20 protein-coding genes are annotated in these 23459 nt (G+C 39.8%); 3 read left to right on the top strand and 17 right to left on the bottom strand.

The window, feature by feature from the left end:
• Positions 1 to 29 precede the first annotated feature (29 nt).
• Together QUF19_RS00955 and QUF19_RS00950 are read left to right on the top strand one after the other, a co-directional pair.
• The gene (locus tag QUF19_RS00955) at positions 30 to 608 is read left to right on the top strand and encodes an N-acetylmuramoyl-L-alanine amidase (RefSeq protein ID WP_286298796.1); all 579 of its coding nucleotides are present in this window, start codon (positions 30 to 32) and stop codon (positions 606 to 608) included.
• 187 nt (positions 609 to 795) lie between these two features.
• Complete coding sequence (locus QUF19_RS00950; protein ID WP_286295406.1) at positions 796 to 1131, top strand: hypothetical protein; 336 nt, start codon at positions 796 to 798, stop codon at positions 1129 to 1131.
• Between the two features lie 198 nt (positions 1132 to 1329).
• Here the strand turns inward: QUF19_RS00950 and QUF19_RS00945 are convergent, their stop codons facing one another.
• The 8 genes from QUF19_RS00945 to QUF19_RS00910 form a co-directional block, all read right to left on the bottom strand.
• Positions 1330 to 3501 carry a polysaccharide biosynthesis tyrosine autokinase gene (locus QUF19_RS00945; RefSeq protein WP_286295405.1) on the bottom strand — a complete coding sequence of 724 codons (2172 nt, stop codon included), beginning with the start codon at positions 3499 to 3501 and terminating at the stop codon, positions 1330 to 1332.
• Between the two features lie 170 nt (positions 3502 to 3671).
• Positions 3672 to 4112, bottom strand: a complete 441-nt coding sequence (locus QUF19_RS00940; RefSeq protein ID WP_286295404.1) for a low molecular weight protein-tyrosine-phosphatase — start codon at positions 4110 to 4112, stop codon at positions 3672 to 3674.
• A gap of 154 nt (positions 4113 to 4266) precedes the next feature.
• Positions 4267 to 5403, bottom strand: coding sequence for a polysaccharide export protein (locus QUF19_RS00935; RefSeq protein ID WP_286295403.1), 1137 nt, complete (start codon positions 5401 to 5403; stop codon positions 4267 to 4269).
• Positions 5404 to 6099: 696 nt separating this feature from the next.
• Positions 6100 to 8385 (bottom strand): YjbH domain-containing protein, encoded by a 2286-nt coding sequence (locus QUF19_RS00930; protein ID WP_286295402.1) that lies wholly within the window; start codon positions 8383 to 8385, stop codon positions 6100 to 6102.
• Positions 8385 to 9305 carry a capsule biosynthesis GfcC family protein gene (locus QUF19_RS00925; RefSeq protein ID WP_286295401.1) on the bottom strand — a complete coding sequence of 307 codons (921 nt, stop codon included), beginning with the start codon at positions 9303 to 9305 and terminating at the stop codon, positions 8385 to 8387. The genes QUF19_RS00930 and QUF19_RS00925 overlap by 1 nt, the downstream gene beginning before the upstream one ends.
• 21 nt (positions 9306 to 9326) lie before the next feature.
• The gene (locus QUF19_RS00920; RefSeq protein WP_286295400.1) at positions 9327 to 10031 is read right to left on the bottom strand and encodes a YjbF family lipoprotein; all 705 of its coding nucleotides are present in this window, start codon (positions 10029 to 10031) and stop codon (positions 9327 to 9329) included.
• Positions 10032 to 10170: 139 nt separating this feature from the next.
• Positions 10171 to 10416, bottom strand: a complete 246-nt coding sequence (locus tag QUF19_RS00915) for a hypothetical protein (RefSeq protein WP_102503145.1) — start codon at positions 10414 to 10416, stop codon at positions 10171 to 10173.
• 504 nt (positions 10417 to 10920) lie between these two features.
• Complete coding sequence (locus tag QUF19_RS00910) at positions 10921 to 12045, bottom strand: LPS O-antigen chain length determinant protein WzzB (RefSeq protein ID WP_286295399.1); 1125 nt, start codon at positions 12043 to 12045, stop codon at positions 10921 to 10923.
• 360 nt (positions 12046 to 12405) lie between these two features.
• Here QUF19_RS00910 and wecA point away from each other — a divergent pair, with 360 nt between their 5' ends.
• Positions 12406 to 13491, top strand: coding sequence for a UDP-N-acetylglucosamine--undecaprenyl-phosphate N-acetylglucosaminephosphotransferase (gene wecA / locus QUF19_RS00905; RefSeq protein ID WP_286295398.1), 1086 nt, complete (start codon positions 12406 to 12408; stop codon positions 13489 to 13491).
• 132 nt (positions 13492 to 13623) lie between these two features.
• Here wecA and QUF19_RS00900 read toward each other — a convergent pair whose 3' ends face one another.
• From QUF19_RS00900 to QUF19_RS00860, 9 genes are all read right to left on the bottom strand, one after another.
• The gene (locus QUF19_RS00900) at positions 13624 to 14373 is read right to left on the bottom strand and encodes a glycosyltransferase family 2 protein (protein WP_286295397.1); all 750 of its coding nucleotides are present in this window, start codon (positions 14371 to 14373) and stop codon (positions 13624 to 13626) included.
• Positions 14374 to 14713: 340 nt separating this feature from the next.
• Positions 14714 to 15580, bottom strand: a complete 867-nt coding sequence (locus QUF19_RS00895; RefSeq protein WP_286298795.1) for a glycosyltransferase — start codon at positions 15578 to 15580, stop codon at positions 14714 to 14716.
• Positions 15580 to 16542, bottom strand: coding sequence for a D-glucuronyl C5-epimerase family protein (locus QUF19_RS00890; RefSeq protein WP_286295396.1), 963 nt, complete (start codon positions 16540 to 16542; stop codon positions 15580 to 15582). Before QUF19_RS00890 ends, QUF19_RS00895 begins: the two co-directional genes overlap by 1 nt.
• A complete protein-coding gene (locus tag QUF19_RS00885) occupies positions 16539 to 17507 on the bottom strand; it encodes a glycosyltransferase family 2 protein (protein WP_286295395.1) in 969 nt (322 codons plus the stop codon). The genes QUF19_RS00890 and QUF19_RS00885 overlap by 4 nt, the downstream gene beginning before the upstream one ends.
• Entirely contained in the window at positions 17497 to 18771 is a 1275-nt protein-coding gene (locus QUF19_RS00880) for a hypothetical protein (protein WP_286295394.1), read from the bottom strand. The genes QUF19_RS00885 and QUF19_RS00880 overlap by 11 nt, the downstream gene beginning before the upstream one ends.
• Positions 18752 to 19876, bottom strand: a complete 1125-nt coding sequence (locus QUF19_RS00875) for a polysaccharide pyruvyl transferase family protein (protein ID WP_286295393.1) — start codon at positions 19874 to 19876, stop codon at positions 18752 to 18754. The genes QUF19_RS00880 and QUF19_RS00875 overlap by 20 nt, the downstream gene beginning before the upstream one ends.
• Entirely contained in the window at positions 19863 to 20852 is a 990-nt protein-coding gene (locus tag QUF19_RS00870; RefSeq protein ID WP_286295392.1) for a nitroreductase family protein, read from the bottom strand. The genes QUF19_RS00875 and QUF19_RS00870 overlap by 14 nt, the downstream gene beginning before the upstream one ends.
• Positions 20849 to 21769, bottom strand: a complete 921-nt coding sequence (locus tag QUF19_RS00865; protein WP_286295391.1) for a glycosyltransferase family A protein — start codon at positions 21767 to 21769, stop codon at positions 20849 to 20851. The genes QUF19_RS00870 and QUF19_RS00865 overlap by 4 nt, the downstream gene beginning before the upstream one ends.
• The gene (locus QUF19_RS00860) at positions 21766 to 23274 is read right to left on the bottom strand and encodes a lipopolysaccharide biosynthesis protein (RefSeq protein ID WP_286295390.1); all 1509 of its coding nucleotides are present in this window, start codon (positions 23272 to 23274) and stop codon (positions 21766 to 21768) included. The genes QUF19_RS00865 and QUF19_RS00860 overlap by 4 nt, the downstream gene beginning before the upstream one ends.
• Between the last annotated feature and the right edge of the window lie 185 nt (positions 23275 to 23459).

Below are 23459 nucleotides of genomic sequence, written 5' to 3'. Positions count from 1 at the left end.
CGCCTGCTATTTTGCAAGAGCCGACCGGTTTGCAAGAGCGAGCTAGCTCGCAAGAGCCAGCAGGTTCACGAGAGCGGGCTGACTTACAAGAACAGGCTGGATCTACAGAGCTCATCCCTTCGTTAGAGCCTTGCTTATCTCCTGCTTCCTATTCTCTAAGCTTGGTTTCAGTTTTACTCCGCTTACCTCATTGCCCGCCATACTCTTTTATTACTGTGCATTGTAGCGCCACGCCGCCACAGCAAGATGTAGACGTAGCCGAGATTCGCCGATGGCATAAAAAGAGAGGTTGGCGCGATGTCGGGTATCACTTTGTTATTCGTCGCAATGGGGATGTCGAACTTGGCAGGCCACTGTCACAAACCGGCGCGCATGTGAAGGGACACAACAAAGGCAATATTGGGGTTTGTTTGGTCGGCGGTTGTAATGCCAAGCTGCAACCAGAAGATAACTTCACGCTTGCGCAGCGTAAGGCATTATTTGGTTTGATGGCTGCACTGCAAGAGCAGTTCTTGATTTCAGATGAGAATGTTAAGGGGCATAAAGATTGGGGAGTGAATAAAGCGTGTCCGGTTATGGTTTTAAAGACAGATACGGGATGCGAGTGAACGAGATGCGAAGAGCAGGAAGAGCAGATGCGGGATTCGAGTATCGAGATGCGAAAAGCTGGAAGAGCGGATGCGAGTGACGGATAGCGAGATTCGAAGAGCGGAAAAGCAGAGGTGAAGAGAGAGAGGGTTATACAGTCAAAGGCTATACATGCGGTCAAAGCCAATCAATAAACCAAGGAGCAGTATGACATTGTTCGGAAGAATATTCGGGAGTCAGTCTTCCATTAACAAAGGGTTAGATGCACTCACCAACACAGGAGATGCGATGTTTTTTACTGATGAAGAAAAAGCGAAGCACAAGCTGGCACTGCTTAAAGCGTATGAACCTTTTAAGTTAATACAGCGCTACATTGTGTTGTTGTTCACCATTCCTTATGTGGCACTGCATGTGATGGTGATTCTGGGCTGCATGCACGGCTACGATTGGAAGCCATTGGGGGAAATGACCAATGAAGCGTTTGGCTACCCGGTGTTAGCGGCGATTGGATTGTATTTAACTGGTGGGGTGGTGAAGAAGTAGAAAAGCAGATTCGAGTAGCGAGTAAACGGGATGCGAAAAGCTAAAAGAGCAGATGCGAGTGGATAAATAATAGATACGGGTAACGAAGAGATGAAGAGCGGATTCGAGTGGCGCTTTTCGTATCTCGCCACTCGAATCTCGTATCTGCCTTTCTGCTCTTCGTTTACCCGGTTACTCGCATCCCGTTACTGCTCTTATCTACTTCTTATCGCTCGAATACGCGTAGTTGTAGTAGCCGTAGCCATACGAGCTCGATGCTTTCTTCTCGATAGCGTTGAAGATAACGCCTTTCACTTCGATGCCTGATTGTTCGAAGCGGTTACGAGCCACATCGATCTCTTTAATGGTGTTTTGACCGTAACGAGCAACCATTAATGTGGTACCAGCGAAGGCGCCGACGATGCTTGGGTCGGTTACCGCGAGTACTGGTGGGGTATCGACAATCACCAAGTCATACTCTTTTGAAGCCCATTCCATTAGCTCTGCAAAGCGTGGGTGCATCAGCAGTTCAGATGGGTTGGGTGGCACTTGGCCGCGAGTAATAATGTCGAGGTTTTCAACTGGCGTCGACTTCACTGATTGAGCGAACTCTTGTTTGCTGCTCAATACATCAGAAAGGCCGTTATCCCAGTTCACACCAAAGCTTTGTTGTAAGTAACCTTTACGCATATCGGCATCTATCAACAGCACTTTTTGGCCTGTTTTTGCGGCTACTGCGGCAAAGTTGGTCGAGATGAATGATTTACCGATACCCGGTGCTGGGCCAGAGATCATCAAGACGTTGTTTTTCGCTTCCAGCATCGCAAAGTGCAAGCTGGTGCGAAGGCCACGCAGTGCTTCAACCGAAAGATCAGCAGGGTTCGATTCGGCAAGCAGTGCCTGAACGCCTTTTGTTTGTATTTTCTTCGATTTAAAGCGGTTAGTCAGTTCAATTTGTAAATCAGATTTTGGTACGGCTGCGTAAACCGGAAGGCCGATTTGTTCAATTTGGTCTGGGTTTTCAACACCACGGTGGAACGCCGCTTTAACCAATACAAACGCGACACTTAACATGCCACCCAGTAGCGTCGCCAATACAACAATCAACGGCTTCTTCGGTTTAACGGCGCGAGCATAGGCTTGTGCGTCATCTAAGATGCGAACGTTACCGACGGTACCGGCTTTGATGATGCTTAGCTCTTGAACCTTGTTTAAAAGCTGGATGTAGATCTGTTGATTTACTTCAACATCACGTGTCATACGCAGTACTTCACGTTGTGTTTTTGGTAGTTTTTGTACTTGCTTGTTTAGGCGCTCTTTCTCACCTAATAGCGTTTTACGTTTATCAAGCAGGGCTTTGTATGCTGGGTGATCTTTAGTAAAACGTTGGCTGATTTCGCTCTCTTTGAACGTCAGTTCATTTAATTGCGCTTCAAGCTCTACCATTACCTTCAGGGTGGATTGTGCTTCTAAACCCAAGTCGATCGATTCGTTCTTTTGACGATAATTGTTTAATACGTCTTCATAGCCGGTTAGCTCAGATTTAATGCCCGGAAGGTGGCTCTCTAAGAACTCTAGGCTCTTTTCTGCTTCTGCTGAGTTACGCTTCACGTTTTGTAAGAAGTAAATTTGACTAATGTGGTTAAGGAGATCAGAAATCTGCTGTTTGTTTTCGCCTTCAAAACTCAGCTTCAGAATGCCGGTTTGCTTTCCTTGCTCAGACAAAGACAAAGAAGATTTCAACCATTCGATCGCTTGTAATCGGCTACGTTGCCCAATCGAGAATTCAAAACCGTTATGCGATTCAAAACCTGCCACAAACAAGCTGTAATCATCGGATGTTGCTAGCTCACCCACTTTGCCTTTTAAGATAACGCGTTCATCGTCACGTACCAGTTGGTAAGTGCCTTGTTCAGCATCAACAATCTGAATCGTGTGAGCATATTCGCTCGCGTAGCTTGGCAAGGTCAAACGGCTTACTGCGATGTGGTTAATGTCGCCAGTTAAGCGAGCAAAACCTTTACCGACGATGGGTGCGTAGTTCGGTGATGTAACAGTAGTAAGGTTAAACTTATCAACCGTCTCGCCCAAAATCATACGCGATTTGATGATCTCCACTTCTGTCGTCGCCGAAGATTCCTGAGAGAACATGTCTCCCATGTCGCCGACCATCGATGAAATACCGCCAGAGCTCTTCTCTTCAATTTGGATCAGTGCATCGGCTTTGTATATCGGTGTTGAAAGCAGGGCAAACGCAATACCAAACACAGCAAAAGCAAATGTGGTGAGCATGATTAACCATTTAGCATCTAATAAGATACCAAACAGTTTTCCTAAATCTATCTCATCAGAGTTATCTGTGTGTGATTGCTGAGATGGTTGTGTTGTCATCAGATTGCTACTTCCTAAATTATTGCTATTTAAGAGACGATATATACGCTCCGCGTACTTCTCTTTTATATGATTCTGTTGGTGGCTTAGCCAAGCCTACGTATAGAGCATGACATTTAAAAAGCTGTCTATTTAAAACCTACTGCATCTAAAATCTACTGCATTTAAACCTACAGTTTTTTTGCCCAAGCCAGTGCAGCTTCGTCAATCAGCTTATAAGCGTATTCAAACGCTTCACGGCTTTGACGGTGCGGATCTGGAATGTCTTTCTGGCCAATCCACTGACCAAACAGCATGGTTTTACCACGCGCTTCCGGTGAAATTTGAGTGAGCGCCTCCATATGGCCTTTCTCCATCACCAATATCAAATCATACTGGGCACAAAGCTGTGGTGTAACTTGCTGAGACTGATGATTTTCAACATCGACACCATTTTCAGCGGCAATTAAAATCGCCGTGTCGTCTGCTGGCTTACCAATTAAACGGCTTTTTTCAGCAGCGATGCCAGCAGAAGCCACCTCTTTATTAGGCAGCAAGTTTTGTAAAACTCGCTCTCCAGTCGGGGAACGACAAATGTTGCCCACGCAGACCACTAAAATTTTATTAAACATAACTGACTTCTAACTGTAATGGGCTTATAAGCGGAACGTACTTATAAACTAAATATACTTATAAGCCGAATGCACTTCATAAACCAAATGCACTTCTAAACATAAAAAATCAGGCCACACGTGAAGTGCGACCTGATTACTGTTCTATCTTAGCCTAAGGCCAGTTACGAACACGTAACGCACCTTCGGTTAAATTATTAAATCCGTTGATGGTTGGAAGCAACTGCCCCACAACACGGTTCCAGCGGCTGATTGGCGCAGCGGTAACGTAAACAATGTCATAAGGTTTTAAATCAAACTCGGTGCCAATCACCAATGCTGATGCATCTTCTATATTGAGTTGGTAGATATCTGCCATACGCTCGGATTTATCATCCGAAGTTCGAATAACAAACACGCCGGTTGCATCCGCTGTTAGTTCATTTATTCCACCAACATTACTGAGCGCTTCAGTCAGGCTCATTCCTACGCGATCAATCTTTAATAACTTAGGCTCTTTCACTTCACCCATCACAAACACTTTCTGCTTATCATTACGCGGCACATGAACAATGTCACCGGCTTGCAATAAGCGGTTTTGGGTTAGATCACCACGTTGCATTAAGCCGTAAAGTGAGAGGTTTTCTTCTACGCCATTACGCGTTAATGAAACATTACGCCAATCGGCATTTTCAGACAAACCGCCAGAACGGTTCACGGCATCCAATAACGTTAAAGGGATATTGGTAATCGGCTGCTGGCCAGGTTTAGACACTTCGCCAGTAATGTAAGTTTTCTTTGAGCGGAAAGCAGCGACGTTAACATCAACTTGAGGGCTTTCGATGTACTTAGCTAAGCGACTTGCAATATCAGTACGCACTTCACGAACGGTTTTTCCCGCCACTTCTACTGTACCAATGTATGGGTAGAAGATGGTGCCGTCTGCATGAACCCAATTACCCGCTTCGGTACTACTACGGTAAGAGCCCGCAGGAATGGTTAGTTCAGGGTGATCCCAAATGGTGATGTTTAAGATGTCACCAACGCCCACTTGGTATTCATACTTTGCAATATCAACATCTAACGTCGGGTTCGCTTGGGAAACCGATAAAGATTCGCTTCGGTAACTCGATACTGATTGAGCAGTCAGTGGGTAAAGGTTAACCACATCAGAGATATCAGACTCTTGTTGTTCCTCTGAAGGCTGAATCACATTCTTGTTGCCAGTAGAAAGGTGAGTTCCTGGAGTAGTACACCCTGCGAGTAATGCAGGAAGGAGCGCTAAAAGGAGACGATTTTTATTAATCTTCATGTTAACCAAGTCATAGAAACGGAATGTGTCGTGATATCCCAAAGGACACCCAAAGAAGTTAGAACAAACAATTTTATCAGCTACGCAGCATTTAAGAGAGTTAAGGAGAGTCATTACCGTGACCTCGCTTCCATCTTAATATCAAAGATAGGAACGCTACCGCCCCTTGATATTCCGCGACATCACACTGCGTAGTTAATCTGCCCCTATCAATATGGAATTTGAATAGGCGTATTTTGTCTAAAACGTAGCAAAAAAAGTGCGCTTGCATACGGTTAGTTTAATCCGTAAGCATTATCCACAAATTGTGGTTATTATCAACCTAGTTGAATGGTTTTAAATGTAGATAAGAGCAGATGCGAGATGCGAGTGAACTAGATGCGAACAGACTAAGGGCAAATGCGGGATGCGAGTGAACTAGATGCAAAGAGCTAAGAGCAGGGTAAAGCCGTGACGGGAGGCTGGGAGGGGTTGGTAACACATAGATTAACATCCCCCTCTAACTCCCCCTTTGATGAACATCACCGCTCACAAACGAACGGCGTTCAAGGGGGAGAACCAAAAGCTAGGCTCGTCGCAGGCTTAATTACTCTCACCAGCTTTAAAGCTCTTAAAAACTCGGTTACCCGAATCTCGATACTGCTCTTTCCCCGCTCTTCGTATCCCGCTTACTCGTTACCCGCATCTGCTTTCGATCTACTTAACGCTACTTGGTCTTTGGAACCAAGGTGAGCGCGCATCGGTTTGATCGAACAAGTTGTACTGTTTATTCAGTACTTGTCCGCCATCACGAGTGATCGGTAACCAGGTGAAGCCAGCGCGGCTTGAACTTGGTTTCACGGTGACTAAATCAAACGGAATCGATACGTAGAAGCCTTTGGTGTAGCTGCCCTCACCGTATTCTTCGGTTGTCATGTCGGTTAGGCTGACAAACGCGCCAGCAATCACACCACTCTTGAATTGCTTAGAGAAGTCGACACGAGTACCGATATCACCCGCAAGGAATTTACCGACGCCTACTTTAAGCAAGGTATCGCTCAAGAAATCCCATTGTGGGGTGTAGTAACCGGTAATAAAGCCCGTCGTGCCTTTGTCGATCACTTTGTACGTTCGGCTGCTGTCGTCTGGGTTGACTTGGATCTCTTCATCAAACGTTCCAAACCAGCTTTCTGGATCGCGCTGGCTTATTGCCGTCATGTCTGCGCCAATGGCCCAGTTTTGGTTGAATGGGCGATAAAGAATTTCGCCACCTACACCTGCGAACATACTCTCTAGGTAACCGCCGTAAGCTTGGGTGTAGACACCGCTGCCATAGTCTTCAAACCACGTCAGTTGTAAACGGTCTAAGCGAACCGGATCGTCAACGTAAGAGCGGAACAAGGTTCTTACTCTTGGCGTTTGGTCAGTGCCGTCTGATGGGATTTCGTAATTAAACTTGTCGTAGTTGTCGACTAAGTTAACGTACAGAGAACCCGACAGTTCGACATTGTTTAACGCCCAGAACGAAGCATTGGTGTATAAACCCAAGCTGTATAAGTAGAAGTTTTCAGCTGAACCGAACGATTGAGCTAGGTTTGGTGAAACCGACACATCGAATCGCTCACGCCCATCATGATAGATAACGGATTTCTTGCGTTCTAATTCGTGAGTGTGTGAAGCATCACGGGTTTGAGCATTAAGGTAATGGTTGTTCGCCGCCGCTTTGAATGCTGGGGCATTGACCGTTGTCTCGGTGAGTTCCATCGATTTATCGTTTTCGATGATTTTGTAAGTATCAATGTAACTTGGCACCGCATTCGCGATCACGGTCGCACCGCGTTCAACAGCGATATCTCTGTCTCGATATTTAACCTGAGTGCCCTTTACCACAATGCTGTTATCGTCGACCAAGATTTGCGCTTGTTCATAACCAGCGATCGTTTCAAGTTGGCTTGCAAGGGCCGCCATATCAATGTCATCAACCGTCTCGACACCGCTCGGGCGTAACTCTGCTGTTTCAGTATCTCGCCACACGGAATACATTTCATTGAAATTGGTAGAGAGATCGAAACCAAGGGTTAGCGTATCACCTCGCTCGTAGCTGACTTTAGCCGAACCCCAATCGGTGAAACGGTACACCGCACCCACGTTCCATGGCGTATGTTGTGTCATGTCGACACCACCACGTACTACAGGGTAATCTTGAGAGTAATCATTACTATCATATTCAAGCTTTAAGGTTAGCGGCTTATAAGGAGTTTGGTATTCAAAGCCACCATAAATCGCAGCATCACCTTTAAACCAGCGTTCAAAATCGACACTGCCGCCATTGCCTTTATAGTCAGAAGGGCGTTCACAATACTTATCACTGGCTTTACACAATGGGTTAATGAAGTTGCCACTGGTGCCCATGTATCCCCAAGCCATGCCCAAGGTAAAATCAACAGGGCCAAAGCGTTTGGTTGCCGCGACAAATTCGCCATCAAACAAGCCTGTACCGCCGAAGTCACGCACGCCTACCGACACTTCCGGCAAGTAGTATCCTTCTTCGATTAAACGCAGTTTAAAGTCGATGCCTTTGTCAGCAAGTTTGTTACAACCACTGAATGAGTTTTGTGAACAATCTTGGTCTCCACCTCCGCTATAAAGCAGATCTTGCACTTGTGTATAACGAATCGTGGTTTCAAGCCAAGGCATCACCTGCAGGCTGACATTATAAAAATGGTATTCGTTATTAAACGAAGTGCTAAAGTTAAACTCCCCTTCTGGCGCCATTCGGCCTGTTGGCATTTGCATTAGGCCAACACCACCAAAGTTCATTTGCGACGTTCTGTATTCTGTGTCGTCGAATGATGATTTCTCTGCTCGAATCGAAGAGGGATCAATGGTTGTTTCGGCAAAAACCGTATCTGCAGCAAATACAAAGCCACTGTTGGTCATTAACAAGGCGCAGGTAACCGATGTGCACACTACCGATAGAGGGAATGATTTCTGTTTCAGCATTACAGGCCAACCTTATGACGTAACAAGTCGACAATATCTTGGTTCAACGTTGAGTATTCCGATGGCAAAGAGTAAAACGCCATAAATACGATGGCACCTGGTGCTAAATAAACCGGCTGTTCGTTCCAGTAAGCGTATTGAATGGTTTGTACCACGCCATCTGGCTGAACAACATAAGCCACGCTTTTATCTGCTGATTCACCCACAAAACCCTTTGATAATGCGTCTAGATAATCATTCAACGTTCCATGTTCAATCAGATTCATTGTTACCGACTCTTTCATTACACCCATCAACTGAATGGAAGTTGGTCGTTGTGGTAAGTACAGAGAAAAGGCTTGAGTTTCGCTAGTCGACGCTCTTTTGATGGCAGCAGACGACGGCTTGTTAGCATTAGAACTTGAAACAAGCAACGGGTTCTTATCTGATTGCGAGATAACCGCATTGCGGTCTAATTCAATAAAAACTCGATTGAGATATTGGAAAGAAGCTAATTGTTGCTTTACTAATTTTGCTTCTGGTTCTTCTACCGAGAAAGCGTCAAGTTGGTTAAATACATTGCGTTTTTTGGCTTCGATAACTTTGTTATATTCAGTATGTGTTTTATCAAACAGTTGAGCTGAAAGGGGGAAATAACCAATACTGCCGCTAGCATTTGCGTCCTCTAAGACCTGAAGCAGTCGAACATTAGCTTTATACTCAAGCGTCACACCTTGAAGCGGAAGCTCAATTGTTGTTTTAATCGAGGGCGTAACAACGTTAGATGCCGCAGAAGCGTAGCTAAAAGTACACAGAGATAACAACGCACTCAACGTCAACAGAGCTCTCATCGTTAACGTAGGTCTCACCGTTAATAAAGTTCTCACCAATGGCAACCGACGCCCCGTCATTTTTGATGCGTGACTAATATAATTCATCATTTTAATTCATTACCCTGTTCGTTAATTGCTTTGATAATGCTTAAGGACGGTTAACTCAAGCCTTGTCATATCAGGACCTAAATACTGTATGGTTTTGACCACTTTGCCTTTGCTGTCGACCCAATATGCGTTGGTGATCTCTTGCTCTAACATAGGGAAGTTAATCTTTTCTTGGAACTTCTTAGTATCGATAGACGCTAACGGTGTTTCTACCGTTTGATTCCCCGCATACGTCCGGGTGATGTTTGCTTTGTAGCCAAATCGATAGTTGGGTTGCCAGTCGTAAACCGCTTGCCATTTTTGGGCACCGGGGTTAGCGGACACATCAAACGCAGAAGAAGAACCTGGTGACGAGCTGTTTGCAGAAGAGAATGTATCCAACGATTGGAATGCCAAACCAGAGAGGTTTTCATAAGGAAGCAATAACGTTTGTACGATGCGTCCATTTTCAGTGACGATCATCGCTTTGTCAGAAGACATCCACTTTAACTGCTCTGCGCCCGTTTGAGGGTTTTCACCGACGTACGCTAAGACCATGAAGATTTTACCTTGGTCATTCACTTCTGCATAAATGCTGGAATAAGGTAAGTTTTGAATGTATTCCTTGGATAGCTCAACATCAGAGCTTCCAAAAAAGGCTTCATCAAAAGTAGAGTTAACGTCTTGAAACTGCTGAGAACAACCAGCAAGAAAAAGACCAAGAGATATGATTAGAGGTTTAAGCATGACGAGTTCTGCTTCCTAGCAATCTGGTTGCTGCTGTCCAATATGGAAAATTAATCCATTAGATATAAAAAAACCACTTTATGCTTTCACATAAAATGGTTTTAAACATACATTAACTAAAACATGTATTACTCAAAAATTATCGAGTAGTTGTTGTAGTTGTTGCACCGCTTTCGTTAGAAGCAACCGCTACAGCTGCTGCTGCCGCTACTGCTGCTGTCGCTACTGCAACTGTTGTTGCTGTGCCAGCTGCTGCTGCAGATGCACCAGCGCCTGCTGCTGTACCAGTACCTGAACCAGCACCCGCTGCCGCTGTAGTTTCAGCTGCAAATGCAGCACCTGAGAAGCTAACTGCTAATGCAGCTGCTAGAGCCATCTTTTTCATAATGATTTCCATTGATATAAACGTTTATATGTAGAGGATGATTTTCACACCCTCAATCAGTTGCTCAGCTTAAACAACTGATTGATCATGATAGATAATAACCACAATCAAGTAAATGAGTAAATCATAAGCAATACCTTATAAAGCATTATTTAGGAAATAGCGTCACATAAAAATGGTCTGCGAGGTTATGTGTAGAACTACAAAGTTATATTGATACAAGGTAGAAACTAATGAAAAGCAGAACACCAATATCAAACTGAGAGCATAATCTCATTGTTAAGCTTAGAGGGTAAAGCCTTTGCCTCATACGGTTTGAATGATGTTCGGAGGTCTGCCTGGCATTCGATGTATTAAGTGGAAGCACCCTACTCCGCCAAATTTTAGGGATAGGTATTTGGTTGGAATTACGATAGCTATTCATTATGCAGTCTTGGCTCAGGGGATAGTATGCGGGGGGAATAAAAAATGGCTAGTGTATAGAGACTAGCCATTGAATGGGAGTTAATCTTCTTTTCTAAACACGAAGCGTATCAGCACAATTGCCACACCAATCATCCCACCAATTAATGTAGCAAGGACAACAATCGCAGCGCGCTTGGGTTTATCTCTAGTAATCGGTTTTTGGACATTCTCAAGGAAACGGAATGTTTGAAATTCAGCATTTCTGTCTATTTCAAGACTCTTCAACATATCCAATTTTGCATTTATCTGCTGTAGGCGAGGCTCAATGACGCTGAGATTTTTTATTGATTCCAAAGCGTGGACTTTTGCCTCCAAACCTTTCAACCCCAGATCGATACCAAATAGTTCATTATCGTTACCAGTCTGAATTGGACTATCCACTCCAGCAGCTCGTGCTATATCAGCGGCATACTTCGTTCGTTCAGTTTCCACTAACAATTTATTTTTCGCCTGAGTTTCCCAAATTCTCTTCTGTTGGATTAACTCATTACGCTTACCGCTAACTACGGCCTGCAAATTATTAAACGCGTCCTGATGAACTTTAGATTCAGTTTCAGAAATATAAGCAGTAAGCAAGTCGAAGCTACTTTCTTTTGTCATAGTCTGAAAAGTCATGACGTAGGGTGAATTGTCATCTTTTTTATCGACATTAGATGCCGTAATTTTCCCGAACCAATCAGAATACAACGCAGGGATAGCGTCTTCGGTCATTCCAGTGCTCTCAGCAAAAAGAGCATCCTTGACTTTTTCAAAATCAGGGCTCTGGTCCAAGAAATCCCGCTTGTTATTAACAGAATTAAAAGCGTTTACAAAACGTTGAAATAACACTCTAGAGTTAACCAAACTCTCTAGTTCACTACTCACAATAACCGTGCCGTCATCTTGATAAACGTTGAAGACAGGTTGAAATTGCCTAACTTGTTGTTGATAAGCTGCTAGGTTCTGAGGTTGAGCCTTTGTTATTCTAGCACTAGAAGACCACCACTCTTGAGCAGTGAGAGCGAAGCCTATACTACAAATCGCGAATAAAGCAGTAACTAATATGATGATTAACTTTCCCTCCCATAGCACCCTGAGAAGCTCTCTAGGATCAATTTCACGATCTATATTATACATTGGTGGGTTTTCTGGGGAGTATGGTTGTGGTTGTACTTTAGGCTTCACTCTCAATCTCTCAAACATCTGAATTAGTAGTGTTCGGATGCTAGCACACTGCATTCTTTTAGTATTGTTCGATCTGTACAGTTTAATGGTGAAGTTGTGTAAAATATAGAAAATCCTAACAGTCATTCGAATGGTTACGTATAAGAGCAAGAGAATCGACCAGTATATCTAGTACACCATGAGGCTATTGACATTTACATTCCCCCCCTAATCACATACGATAACCGATAGAATTACGCGGTTTAACGTGAAGTTCATGCTATTAAGTAGGAAAAGATCACGGGGACTCCGCCTCCCCCCTTTTATATCAAATGCAAATACACTAAAATCTGTTCTCCACATACACTATCAGGGTTAGTCGTGCTCATTTCATTACTTGATCTCTCTTTTCTATTTTTCTTTTCTCTTGCGACCCTTTTTACTATGCGTAAACTTGCAAAGAGAATTGGGTTAGTCGATAAACCTAATATTCGTAAACTTCATAGTGGCGCAGTACCCCTAGTCGGTGGGATCTCTATTTGTATATCAATTCTCTACTTTCTGTTTAACAACCCAACCATTCTACCAAATGCTGAGCTATATTCTGTATGCATTTTACTTTTAGTATGTATTGGTGCGTTAGATGATAAGTTTGACTTGAGTTTTAAATTACGTTTCGTTATTCAGGCTGCCCTCTCAATTGCTATGATGGTCGTTGGTGGAATTGAACTTAATACCATCGGAGACATTGTAGGATCAGGAGAGGTGGTTACGCTTGGTTGGTTTGGGTACTTAGTGACCGTTTTAGCTGTGGTAGGAGCAATCAATGCTTTTAATATGGTTGATGGTATAGATGGGCTTCTAGGGGGACTAGCAGTAGTAACCTTTGGTGGACTGGGAATTATGCTTAACCATGATGGACAAGCAAACCTAGCTTATATTTGTCTTGTACTTGTTGTAGTTATAATCCCCTATATTTTACTGAACCTAGGTGCTTTCGGTAGGAAAAGAAAGGTTTTTATGGGAGATGCAGGTAGCATGCTTATCGGTTTTACCGTTATTTGGTTGCTATTACTTTCTAGCCAAAACGGAACAAAGCCACCTCTACGACCAGTAACCGCACTATGGCTTATTGCTGTTCCTTTAATGGATATGGCCTCAATCATGATTCGTCGCATTCGAAGAGGTGATTCACCATTTAAGCCCGACCGCGATCACTTACATCATATTTTTCAACGTTTAGGCTTGAGCTCAACCCAAACACTTATTCTTATTTGTACTATCGCAGCTCTATATGCTGGTGTTGGGATCTACGCTGAAATGATTGGGGTTCCTGAATATATTATGCTCTATACTTTTTTAATATGTTTCTTGATATACCTTTTTCTTTTAAGCAATATATGGAAGATTACAGCGCACATTAGAAAGTATGCTTCGTGCATGCCTAAATCTAATAAATTCGATTAGTGTAGCTAAAACATTTTATTCCAAAAAATAATTTTTAACATTATCAATACATAAATCACAGATGGGCTAACATTAATAAATACTAGCCATTAACTTCTAACTTCAATAACAAAATTCACTCTAAGTTATATATTACTTTCTAAACACAGCTCTCCATGCATAAAAAGAAAAACAAATTAGACTCTTAGACAACGTCAGTTTTTCAATATGACGGTATATCTGCCATTGCCTCATAGCCTTCTTAACTTTATTTCTAGATATAGAGCCGGGCATAATACGGTAGTTAGTAAGGGCCTTAGGAAAAACATAAGCGTCCTTGCCAGTTTTTAATAGCTTCAACCAAGTAGCATAGTCTTGGCCTGTTCTAATTAAGGGCATTTGTAGATCAATGAAGCTTGCGCTGCGTAAAAGCACAGTTGAACAACCTAAAGTCGCCTTTTTCCTAAGCATATCTTCATAAGTAAAAGCACCGACTTGCTTAGAATCCACAAACGTATTTAAAGGCACACCGAATTCATCCATAAGTTGATAAGCAGTAAAGCAAAAGTCTACATTCTGCTTTTCCATAAAACCAACTTGTAACTCTAACTTACTAGATACCCAAGTATCGTCACTATCAATAAAAGCAATAAACTCTCCATTTGCGCTTGTTAGTGAATTATTTCTACTCACAGCCGCACCAGAGTTAACGGAATTTCGATAAACCTTGACTCTATTGTCGTGTTGAGAAATATCATTCAATATATCGACTGTATTATCAGTTGAACAATCGTCTGTAACTAACCACTCCCAATCAGAATGAGACTGACCAACAATACAATTATAAGTCTCTAGTATATGACCACTGGAGTTATAGGTTGCTGTAATGATTGAAACTAACATAAATCCTCTTACTTGTAAGTTCTGAAGTTAAACTGAATCAATTCTTGTTCTGAAAAAATCACGCTAGAAAAACTCAGTTCAATTGCCCCTAATTTACTTTCATTTAGCTACATATTGATATCTATACCTAACAGCATACAACAATTAACCGTGCTTGATAACGTTCACTTCTGACTACCAAGCATTACTGGTTTTATCGGTTACCTTCACTCTTTACTAATTTTAAAATTGATAATTCTATAGGCAGGTAATATAATATCTAACTATCGATATTGAAACCCTAAATATAATTAAAATTTAATGGTCAAAAAGGTTATCATAAAAATAATCTAGCAAATAATCATTTTTTACATAATCGATTAGCTATCCTTGATCTGATATAAGTGAAATTTGGAAATAAATTATTGGCTTTCCAAGCCAATTTGACGACTTTGGTCGGTTCTAACTTAAACATCTTTATCAAATAAATAACCTCAGGAATACAATACTCACTTAATCGATATTCCTTCAATAAAGCATTATATTCTCTTACAATATCAAGCCTTTGATTTAGCATCAAAAAGCTAGGATTTTTAGTAAGAGATCCTTCCCTTTCAAGAACGGTATAGAAACTTAGATTGTGTGAAATAATAGACGTCGATTTTATCCCAACTAATAGTGAAAAAATAACATCATTGGATACCATAGTTTCAGAGAACTTTAATTGGTGACTAAGAACAAAGTTGCGACGAATAATTTTCGACCAAGGTACATGGAACCAGTACCTCACATATTCGCAATTACATTTCAAATGTAACTTGACTAATCTCTCATACATTTCGTGTCTAGAGGAAGGTTTTCCGCATGTTGAAATTGAAAATGGTTTAAAATACCCTACCTCACAATTCTTTGGAATTAGTTCATCGATATTATCAAAAACTAACTCAACATCAGCATCAAAAAAATCATCTGAATCAGCAAAAATTAAAAATTCACCTAAAGCATGATTTACCCCTATATTCCTACATGTACCAGCACCCTTTGTACCATTGTTAGAATAAATATCAACGTTGAAAAATAAAGAAGCGACCATCTTTAGTTCAGCAATATCAGAAGAATAATCATCCACGATGATGATCTCAACATTCTGAGTAATAGGAATACTACTTAGTAACTTCTTAATGTAGCTACTAGAATTATAAGTCGGAATAATTATCGATATCTTCATCACAGTTTAAACAATCTTCTCGCTTTAACAAAATAGATCCTAAACAGTGAAAGTTTATTACGATAATATCCATCCCATCGCGTAGCAACTTCATTAAATCTAGAATCGTCATAAATATCTGCGAGTGTGCGCAGCTGTGATATATGTATAAAATGATAATGTACCGTTGAGATATTCACTGTTTTCTGATAATCGATATGATCAAGATCATATACAGACCAGAACCCGTTATCGTACAACGGTAAATGTTCAAGCAAACTCCGCCTTGAACTTTCAAGTATTTCCTTGCACCTCTCATCACCTGGCACAGCTCTCGAAAAGTCCACTATGCCATATAACGCAAAAATAAATCCATTAAGTATCCTAGGTGTTGATTTACTTGGATACTCAAGTAAGAAAAGCCCTTCCTTATAGTACTTTACAAAACTTGAATCAGATAGCAATGCCTCAAATGCCAAACTTGCAGAATCTAAATACTTATTGTCGCCAGTCATTCGATACGCTCTCAGTAAAACAGAAAGTGCTCGTCCTTGTGTCATTGCAGATACCCAAGGAGCCTCTACACCATATTTGTCAACATTAGTTTGCGCTAACCAAGTACCGTTATCTTCCTGATTATCAACAAACCATGAAGCATAAGTTAGAAATGTAGTTAAGCTATCAGCCTTTTTACTATCTAAGTAATCGTGCAAGTAGGCTAGCGCAAGTTGACCTATTGCAATCGGATAATAATGAAAGCCTTCTCCCCCCTCTTTCTTTGAGGATGAGTCAATGTAATGAGGTATTATCGGGATGTTATTGTCATCAAAGCTAAACTTCTGACTTCTACCGTCTAATAACGAGGGTAATTCATACTTTAAATAATAATACTGTAACGTATCTTCACCGTAAACTGGACTATATATCAATGGGTTAAATAGATCGGCAAAGCCTTTTTTTATATAGAAAAACAATCGGCTCATAGAAAACCTCTAACTAAATTAACTTCTGGAATTAAAATTGAAAACAACTGACTACTTTTCAGGTAACGAATATTTTTAGTCACATGACAAAAAAGGAAGTATCTTATTTTTAACCCTCTTAATGAATACAAATTTCTTGTTTCCACTAAAGCAAGGGAGACTTTGTACATTAATCGAGCCTTAAAACGTAATATACAAATCAAAAGATCCCCATGAAGTTGTTCTCGATTCTCTCTAATATAATCACATACACCTAAATAAACCTGATAATAACCTTCTAGATGTCTGCTTGTCTTCTCTCCCGTCATTATAGAACCATAACGAACTCTTCGATTATAAAAAGCCTCATTTAGTGTTTGACACCTCTTGAGAGATTCAGACATAAGTAACTGAAAAGTAAATAAGTTATCTTCATAATGAATATTAGGAAAGAAACTTATCTTTCCTACAATTTCTCGTCGAATCAAGTACAAACATGGAGAGACAGTTAAAGTATTTTCGGAAACAAAGTCAACAAACAACTCTTGACCTGTCGCCACAGCACCTTTCTTTTGAGTAGGACGTGAGTAATCAAACTTGATGCCACTCTCTCCATTCATTTCATCGAAGTCTTTTGCCTCAAAAAAAAGGCCATCTAACCGGTTAGAAACCACCTGATGATAAAGCCGATCTATTGAACCAGGCTCATAAGTATCATCGCTATCCATAAAAAGGACATAATCCTTATTAGCTAAGGTTTGACCTACATTTCTAGCTACGGATTGCCCCTGGTTTGATTGATAAACATACCGCACCCTACAATCTTCTGATATATAACTCTCAACTAGGCTCTTTGTATCGTCGATCGATCCATCATCAATAACAATAATTTCAAGGTCACACTCATTATGCTTTGTAATTGAGTCTAAAGCCTCAACAATATATCTATCCGAGTTATAAGCTGGGATAATAATACTAATACTCATTAATTTTTTTATACCTATAAGTAAAATAAAACACCCAAAGAATCATATGTAAGTTTAGAAAGTACCCCAAAACCTCGCCTTTATACTGGAAAATTAAAAGAAGAACAGTTGATGACAATAATACACCAGAAACTGCCGATTTATTATTTCGGCAAATATCAATAGCGCAAAAATAAAGTAAATAAACAGTAGAAAAGAAAAATAAGACCAAACTCATAATACCAGAGGCAAGAATCTGACGCATATAACCACTATCCGTATTCATATAGTAGCCGGTAAGTGTACCTGAATATCGACCATCGCCAAAAACAAACGTTTCCAAAGATATTGGGAAATACATTTCAAGTAAGTGATTTGTCGATGAGGTCTCTAACTTACCGCTTTCGAGATAATTGAGAATAAATTCAAATGTAAACCCAATAAAATTATCTATTCTTACCTTGAATGAATAAGGAAGAACCAAATAATAAATAGCAACCATCACGATCGCAGCGATCACTGAAAAAAACAAAAAACGTAAGACTAAAGAGTAAGACTTTATTCTACTCTGGCATAATAGGTAGACAAAAAATACCACAGCAGCGACCAAGATAACTCGACCAGCGGACATAAAGAATAACAACATGAATGCATAGAACATATACATATATGTTCTATTTTTGTTGTTATATTCATCAACTACAAATAAGAAAAGAAGAAAAGACAAAGTAACAGCCAATCCAAAAAACTGTGGACCAGAGAGAGATAACCCTCTTACCCCGCCATCACTATATCGATTAGCTACAAGAACTAAATCTTCAGGTTTGGTCAATGCTAGAAGCTCTCTAAACGCGGGAACAAAAAAAGCCGTCAGCATGATCAAAAGTTGAATAACTACAACTGTTCGAAATATTTTAACCAATTTATGACGCTCTATATCAACCAAACTTGAAATGAAGATTGAGACAACAGATGAACCAAAAAAATAGAAGACTAATCGCTTATACTGTGTCAAATAGCTAAAATCCATTTCTCCTAAAAATATAGTGAGTATCAGATAATATACAAAAGGAGTGGAAACTAACCCTACATAAAAAATCGTATTTCGATGGAGGATAAGACCGAGAAAAGCACCTAGCTTATTTGTAAATATTACATATGCTAAAGAAATAAGTACCGCAATAATGGCAGAATTGCCCAAGTATGGAACTCTGAACGTGTACAAAAAGAAAAATAACACCAAAGCACAAAAGGCGTAGTTCAATTTAGATGTTAAGAGCGTCATGTAAATACCTCTTCGATTCAACTCTAAGCGCCTCTAATTTTTTTTCAACACACACATAGTCGATCGGATTTTCGAGAGCGCTCTCAATATTATCTGGTGAGGAGACTAGCCGCTCTTCTAACCCTACCATTCCGAGTAAACTCTCTAATCGACTAACTCCACGTGAAGCATTCGACACACATACGAATTCTTTTTTAAACAAGATAGCAAGACAAATACAATGATAGGAATCAGTCAACACAACTTGACTTGACTTGATTTTACCTAACCATTCCGGTACGGAAAAGTACTCATATCCATTACCATTAGGTTTGTAGTAAAAATTCTCTGCTTGTGTATTTAGCTTTGAGGCTAAAGATTCGGCGGCATCACTGAAAGAACGATCAACATCCAACTTATAGTAAGCCACTGTAGGGGTTTGACTCTCAGGTTTACCTGCCAGTTCATAATGCTGGAGTATCGATTCAAAAAAATCAAGTCCCGCCAATAGAGTAGGGTCAAGCACATGCATGGCTTTTGTATACATTAAACTCTGGCTACAAATATCAATACCAGCAACCTCTCTCACTGAAACATGATCAAAATCATTTAACCATTCCATGAACTCAGAGTTTTTGAAGTACTTACTTTCCTCCCAAAAATCTACGCCAAAACTTGCCGCATATGAAATTTTTATTGGACCTCTACCTCTAAAAGGTAAGAAAAACAAATCAGCATTTTGTTTTGTATAACTGGTTCGCCAAACTTGATCACTACCAACAACAACATGAGAATAACCTCTATATTGTCCTGCAAAAGCACTTTTATCAGAAAGTGTAGTTGCACTTCTAGTTATGAAGTCTTTTCTAAAACACTCAAATACCTGTTCATTAGCAATATCTGGCCTTTTTCTAGGGTTTGTTACCCCCAACTGCTTGAGAGCCCGCACGATAAACTGCCTTAATCGTGAAGTCTCATTGACCGGCACTGGTATAAAATCAATATGCTCCGTTGGGATATTAAATTCATGTTTAATAACATGCTCTAACGCAGATGCTTGTAAAACAGCTCCGTAATTATGTGTAGAATATTGAAAATTTAGTATACCTACTTTACGATGCATCATACTGGTAGAACTCCTGGACATTTTTTCTTGGTGATTTAGCTAAACGTGCTACCTCTGACTCATAGCCAAATGCGATTGCTAAGACAACGGTTTCTGAGTCGACGAGGTAACCTTGGCTATAAAAGCTCTTATCAACAGCAATATCATTACACCAATTTAATGCACAAGAACTAATACCATAAGCACGTAATGCATAAATGAAGTTCATTGCAAATATGCCACCGTCGACAAAAGGTTGGTTCCTTTCGTTGGCCTTATAAAACGCAGATAAGTCGCTAACTATCAATGCAACATGAGGTATATTTTCAGTAAAGCCAAGGTTTCCATTTTGATGCTGTAGCACAATATTTTTTTCTTCTCCGGTAAAAACTCGGACTTTCCAATGCTGTCGATTACAGACTGATGGAGCCTTAATAGCCAAATCCATAACTTTTTTGAATTTTTCAGCACCCACCAAGTCAGGTCTATAGTTTCGACAACTGTATCGTTCCAAGCAAAACTCTTGGAAAACATGAGTATAATGATCAGCATGCAATTTATTCAAATCAGAATTACCCAATGTTCCCACTCTCGAACTTTCTTTATCATCAAAATAAGCTTCCAAGATGCCCGGATTGAAGAAATGGGGAACTGACACACCATTGTTTTCGTGGAATTCTTTGTAAGCACGGAGGGCACCGACGCCAAAGAAAAACTCCTCTCCAGTGCCGTATTCAGAAAAGTATTTGTGTAGGTTTTTTGTCAGACGAGTAACTGCAATCTCACCAAAATTCAACCTAGGCTTAGGCAATGTCAAAGCCTTTTCTATTCGATGCTTATCTTGTAGTATCCACGCAGATAAATTTTCACATGTTAGGTCCGAGTCGTACTTACTTGAGTAGAACTTATCAAACCTCTTAAGATCAAATATTGCACATTGCCACAAATGAAACTTTTCTTTGTATGGACCTAGGATGCGTTTAATAGAGCTAATCATGATTTATTCCGGTATCGATTTAAAATAGCTTTAAGAAAAGTAAAAATACTGATTAGACTAATGTTATTTTTAACTATGACAATAGCCTCATAAAATTTATTATATTCACATGCAAGATATATGAACTTCATCTGGTATTTATGTTTAATAGGAGAAATATATCCTGAAATACCTAGCATGTTGACTACATCAATCAAGAGAGATTGATGTTTTTCGAATTTAGATTTCTTTTCTAAATAAGTAGAGCTACTCCTAGAGTGGGACCCTCTCCTTACTACATAGCGGTACGTTACTTCATCTATATATCCACATATATTATTCAGACATATTGGTAATAGCATTTGCCAATTCTGTCCCGCCCTGGATTCAATAATATTTCGATTGCTAAAAACACAATCAAAGCAACTCATCCTAATCATGTAACCACCTGGACAAAAGTACACATCATTTTCAAAAATCAAGTCTTCGAATATGTTTTTTGTACGAAAATGATATCTATCAGAAGCATAGTAAAGGTGAGAATGGTCCTCATCAATAAATTCCACATCACTTCGAACGATGTTAACATCGTTATTTTTTCCGAGATAACTTACTTTTCTTGAAATAGAGCTCTTAGTAAGCACATCGTCGGAATCAGGCCAAGTCAAAAATTGCCCTTTAACGAAAGGAAGAGCTTTATTTATAGCGGACGACTGCCCTTGATTATCTTGCACCAAAACTTTATATCTATAACCTTTTTCTTCAAATCGGTCTTTATAGCTATAGAGCTTACATAAGGTTTTGTCGGTAGAACCGTCATCAATAACTATCAACTCAATAGATTCATAGTCTTGAGATAAAACCGATTCCAAAAATCGGTCTATATATCTTTCACCATTAAAGCATGGTGAGATAATTGAGACCAAGGGAGAGCTCATTTAATAAACCTTCTAACTACACGCTGATAAAGAAAATCGAATTCACTTCGTTTAAAGTAAGGTAATAACAATATCAAGGCAATTAATGGAGATAGCAAAATACCTTTTACAACCTCATTTTCAACATAAGCGAAATCAAAGAATAAGTAAGATGAAATACATAGCGTTAAAGAAAAAACCACCGCATAGCTAAGGCTGCTTAAGTAATAAACCTTCAAAGATTTCCTTGTTAAAAGATTTCTATAAACAACCAGAGGTCTAATCCATAGGGGGACAAGGACGCCTGAGATAATCGTTCCCATAACAACTCCATCAACTCCGAAGTCATTAACTAAATAAACAGAAAAAGCGATATTAATTACACTTTGAATCATTGGGGCATATTTATCTTGAACATAAAGTCCCGCAGCTGACTTAACCGTATTTATCGGAATTCTCATTCCATATAAAAATAAATTAACAGCCAATAATAAAGGCAAACTACTATTTATCAAATATTCCTCCCCAAGCCAAGATTTAATAAAATAATCAGCAAACAAGTATAAATACACAGAGAAAAAAGAAAATATAAAAAAACCCGCCAATTCAAGTGCTTTGAGTATCTTTTCTATCTCATCCTGTTCTTTAGTGACAATTAAATTCCCAACACTAGATATTACCGCACTAAAGGTTTGACTCAATAAGGTTACGAGCGTTTGCATTATCAATATATAATTAGAGAACAATCCTAGAACAGAAACAGTTAGAAATTTAGAAACGATAACATTATCAGTACCATTTAATATCACATCACCAAACTTGTGGAACATTAAAGATATTACATTCCCTTTAATTTCTGTCTTTGTCTCTTTAGAAGTTTGAACTCCCTTCATGAGGTTTAATATTGGATACTCTCTATTAATAAATCTATTCACAAAGTAACATTCGATAAATTTCACTATCATCTGACTTATTAAAATCAATTCGAAACTCTCAAACAAATGTAACAGAAGTATTTTCACTGCCAAATCTAGCACCTGAAAGGCGATCAGGTATGGAGCGATCATATAACCTTTTTGACAAGCTGTAATGAATATTCTTTTGTGTGTAAAGAAGTATGTTGAAGACGCATTGACTACAAAAAGAATAAATACAACATATGCGCCAGGTAAGGAATCCACTTCCTTAGATATAAGTGGTAATAATGGAAGTAGGCATAGACCTACAACAGATATTCCAACACCAATCAAAAAGTATATTTTCCTCAAATATACAATAACTTCTAAAATCTTACTGTCTTCACCTCGTGAAACTGGTTTATATAGACTAAATGAAATTGCTTGGGAGACCCCCATTTCACCCGCTGATAATAAGAATATAAGGTTAGTATATAGTGCATTTAACCCTAAATACTCAACTCCAAGTATTGTAATAAAATAGTATCTATAAGCTAGTCTCGCTATTGTACTGATAGTAAAGTTAGCATAAGTAGCAACTATATTTATTATACTATTTTTAGTACGCATAAAGACTTAACATTTTCAATATTTTTAACATTGTCGGGTTCCAACACTCACACATCAGATACGCTACCGCCCTTAGGTCTAGCTCCCAAAAGCAAAATCTTGTTAGTGTGTATACTGAGTTCACATTTAATGACGGATAGAACACCAAATGCTAGCAAAATAAGTGCATTTTAACCAGTTTAAAC

The sequence above is a fragment of the Vibrio sp. FE10 genome (genome assembly GCF_030297155.1).
In the GTDB taxonomy this organism is placed as follows: Bacteria; Pseudomonadota; Gammaproteobacteria; order Enterobacterales; family Vibrionaceae; genus Vibrio; species Vibrio apostichopi.
Note: the sequence above shows the minus strand (reverse complement) of the source record. Positions and strands in the feature narration are given on the sequence as shown.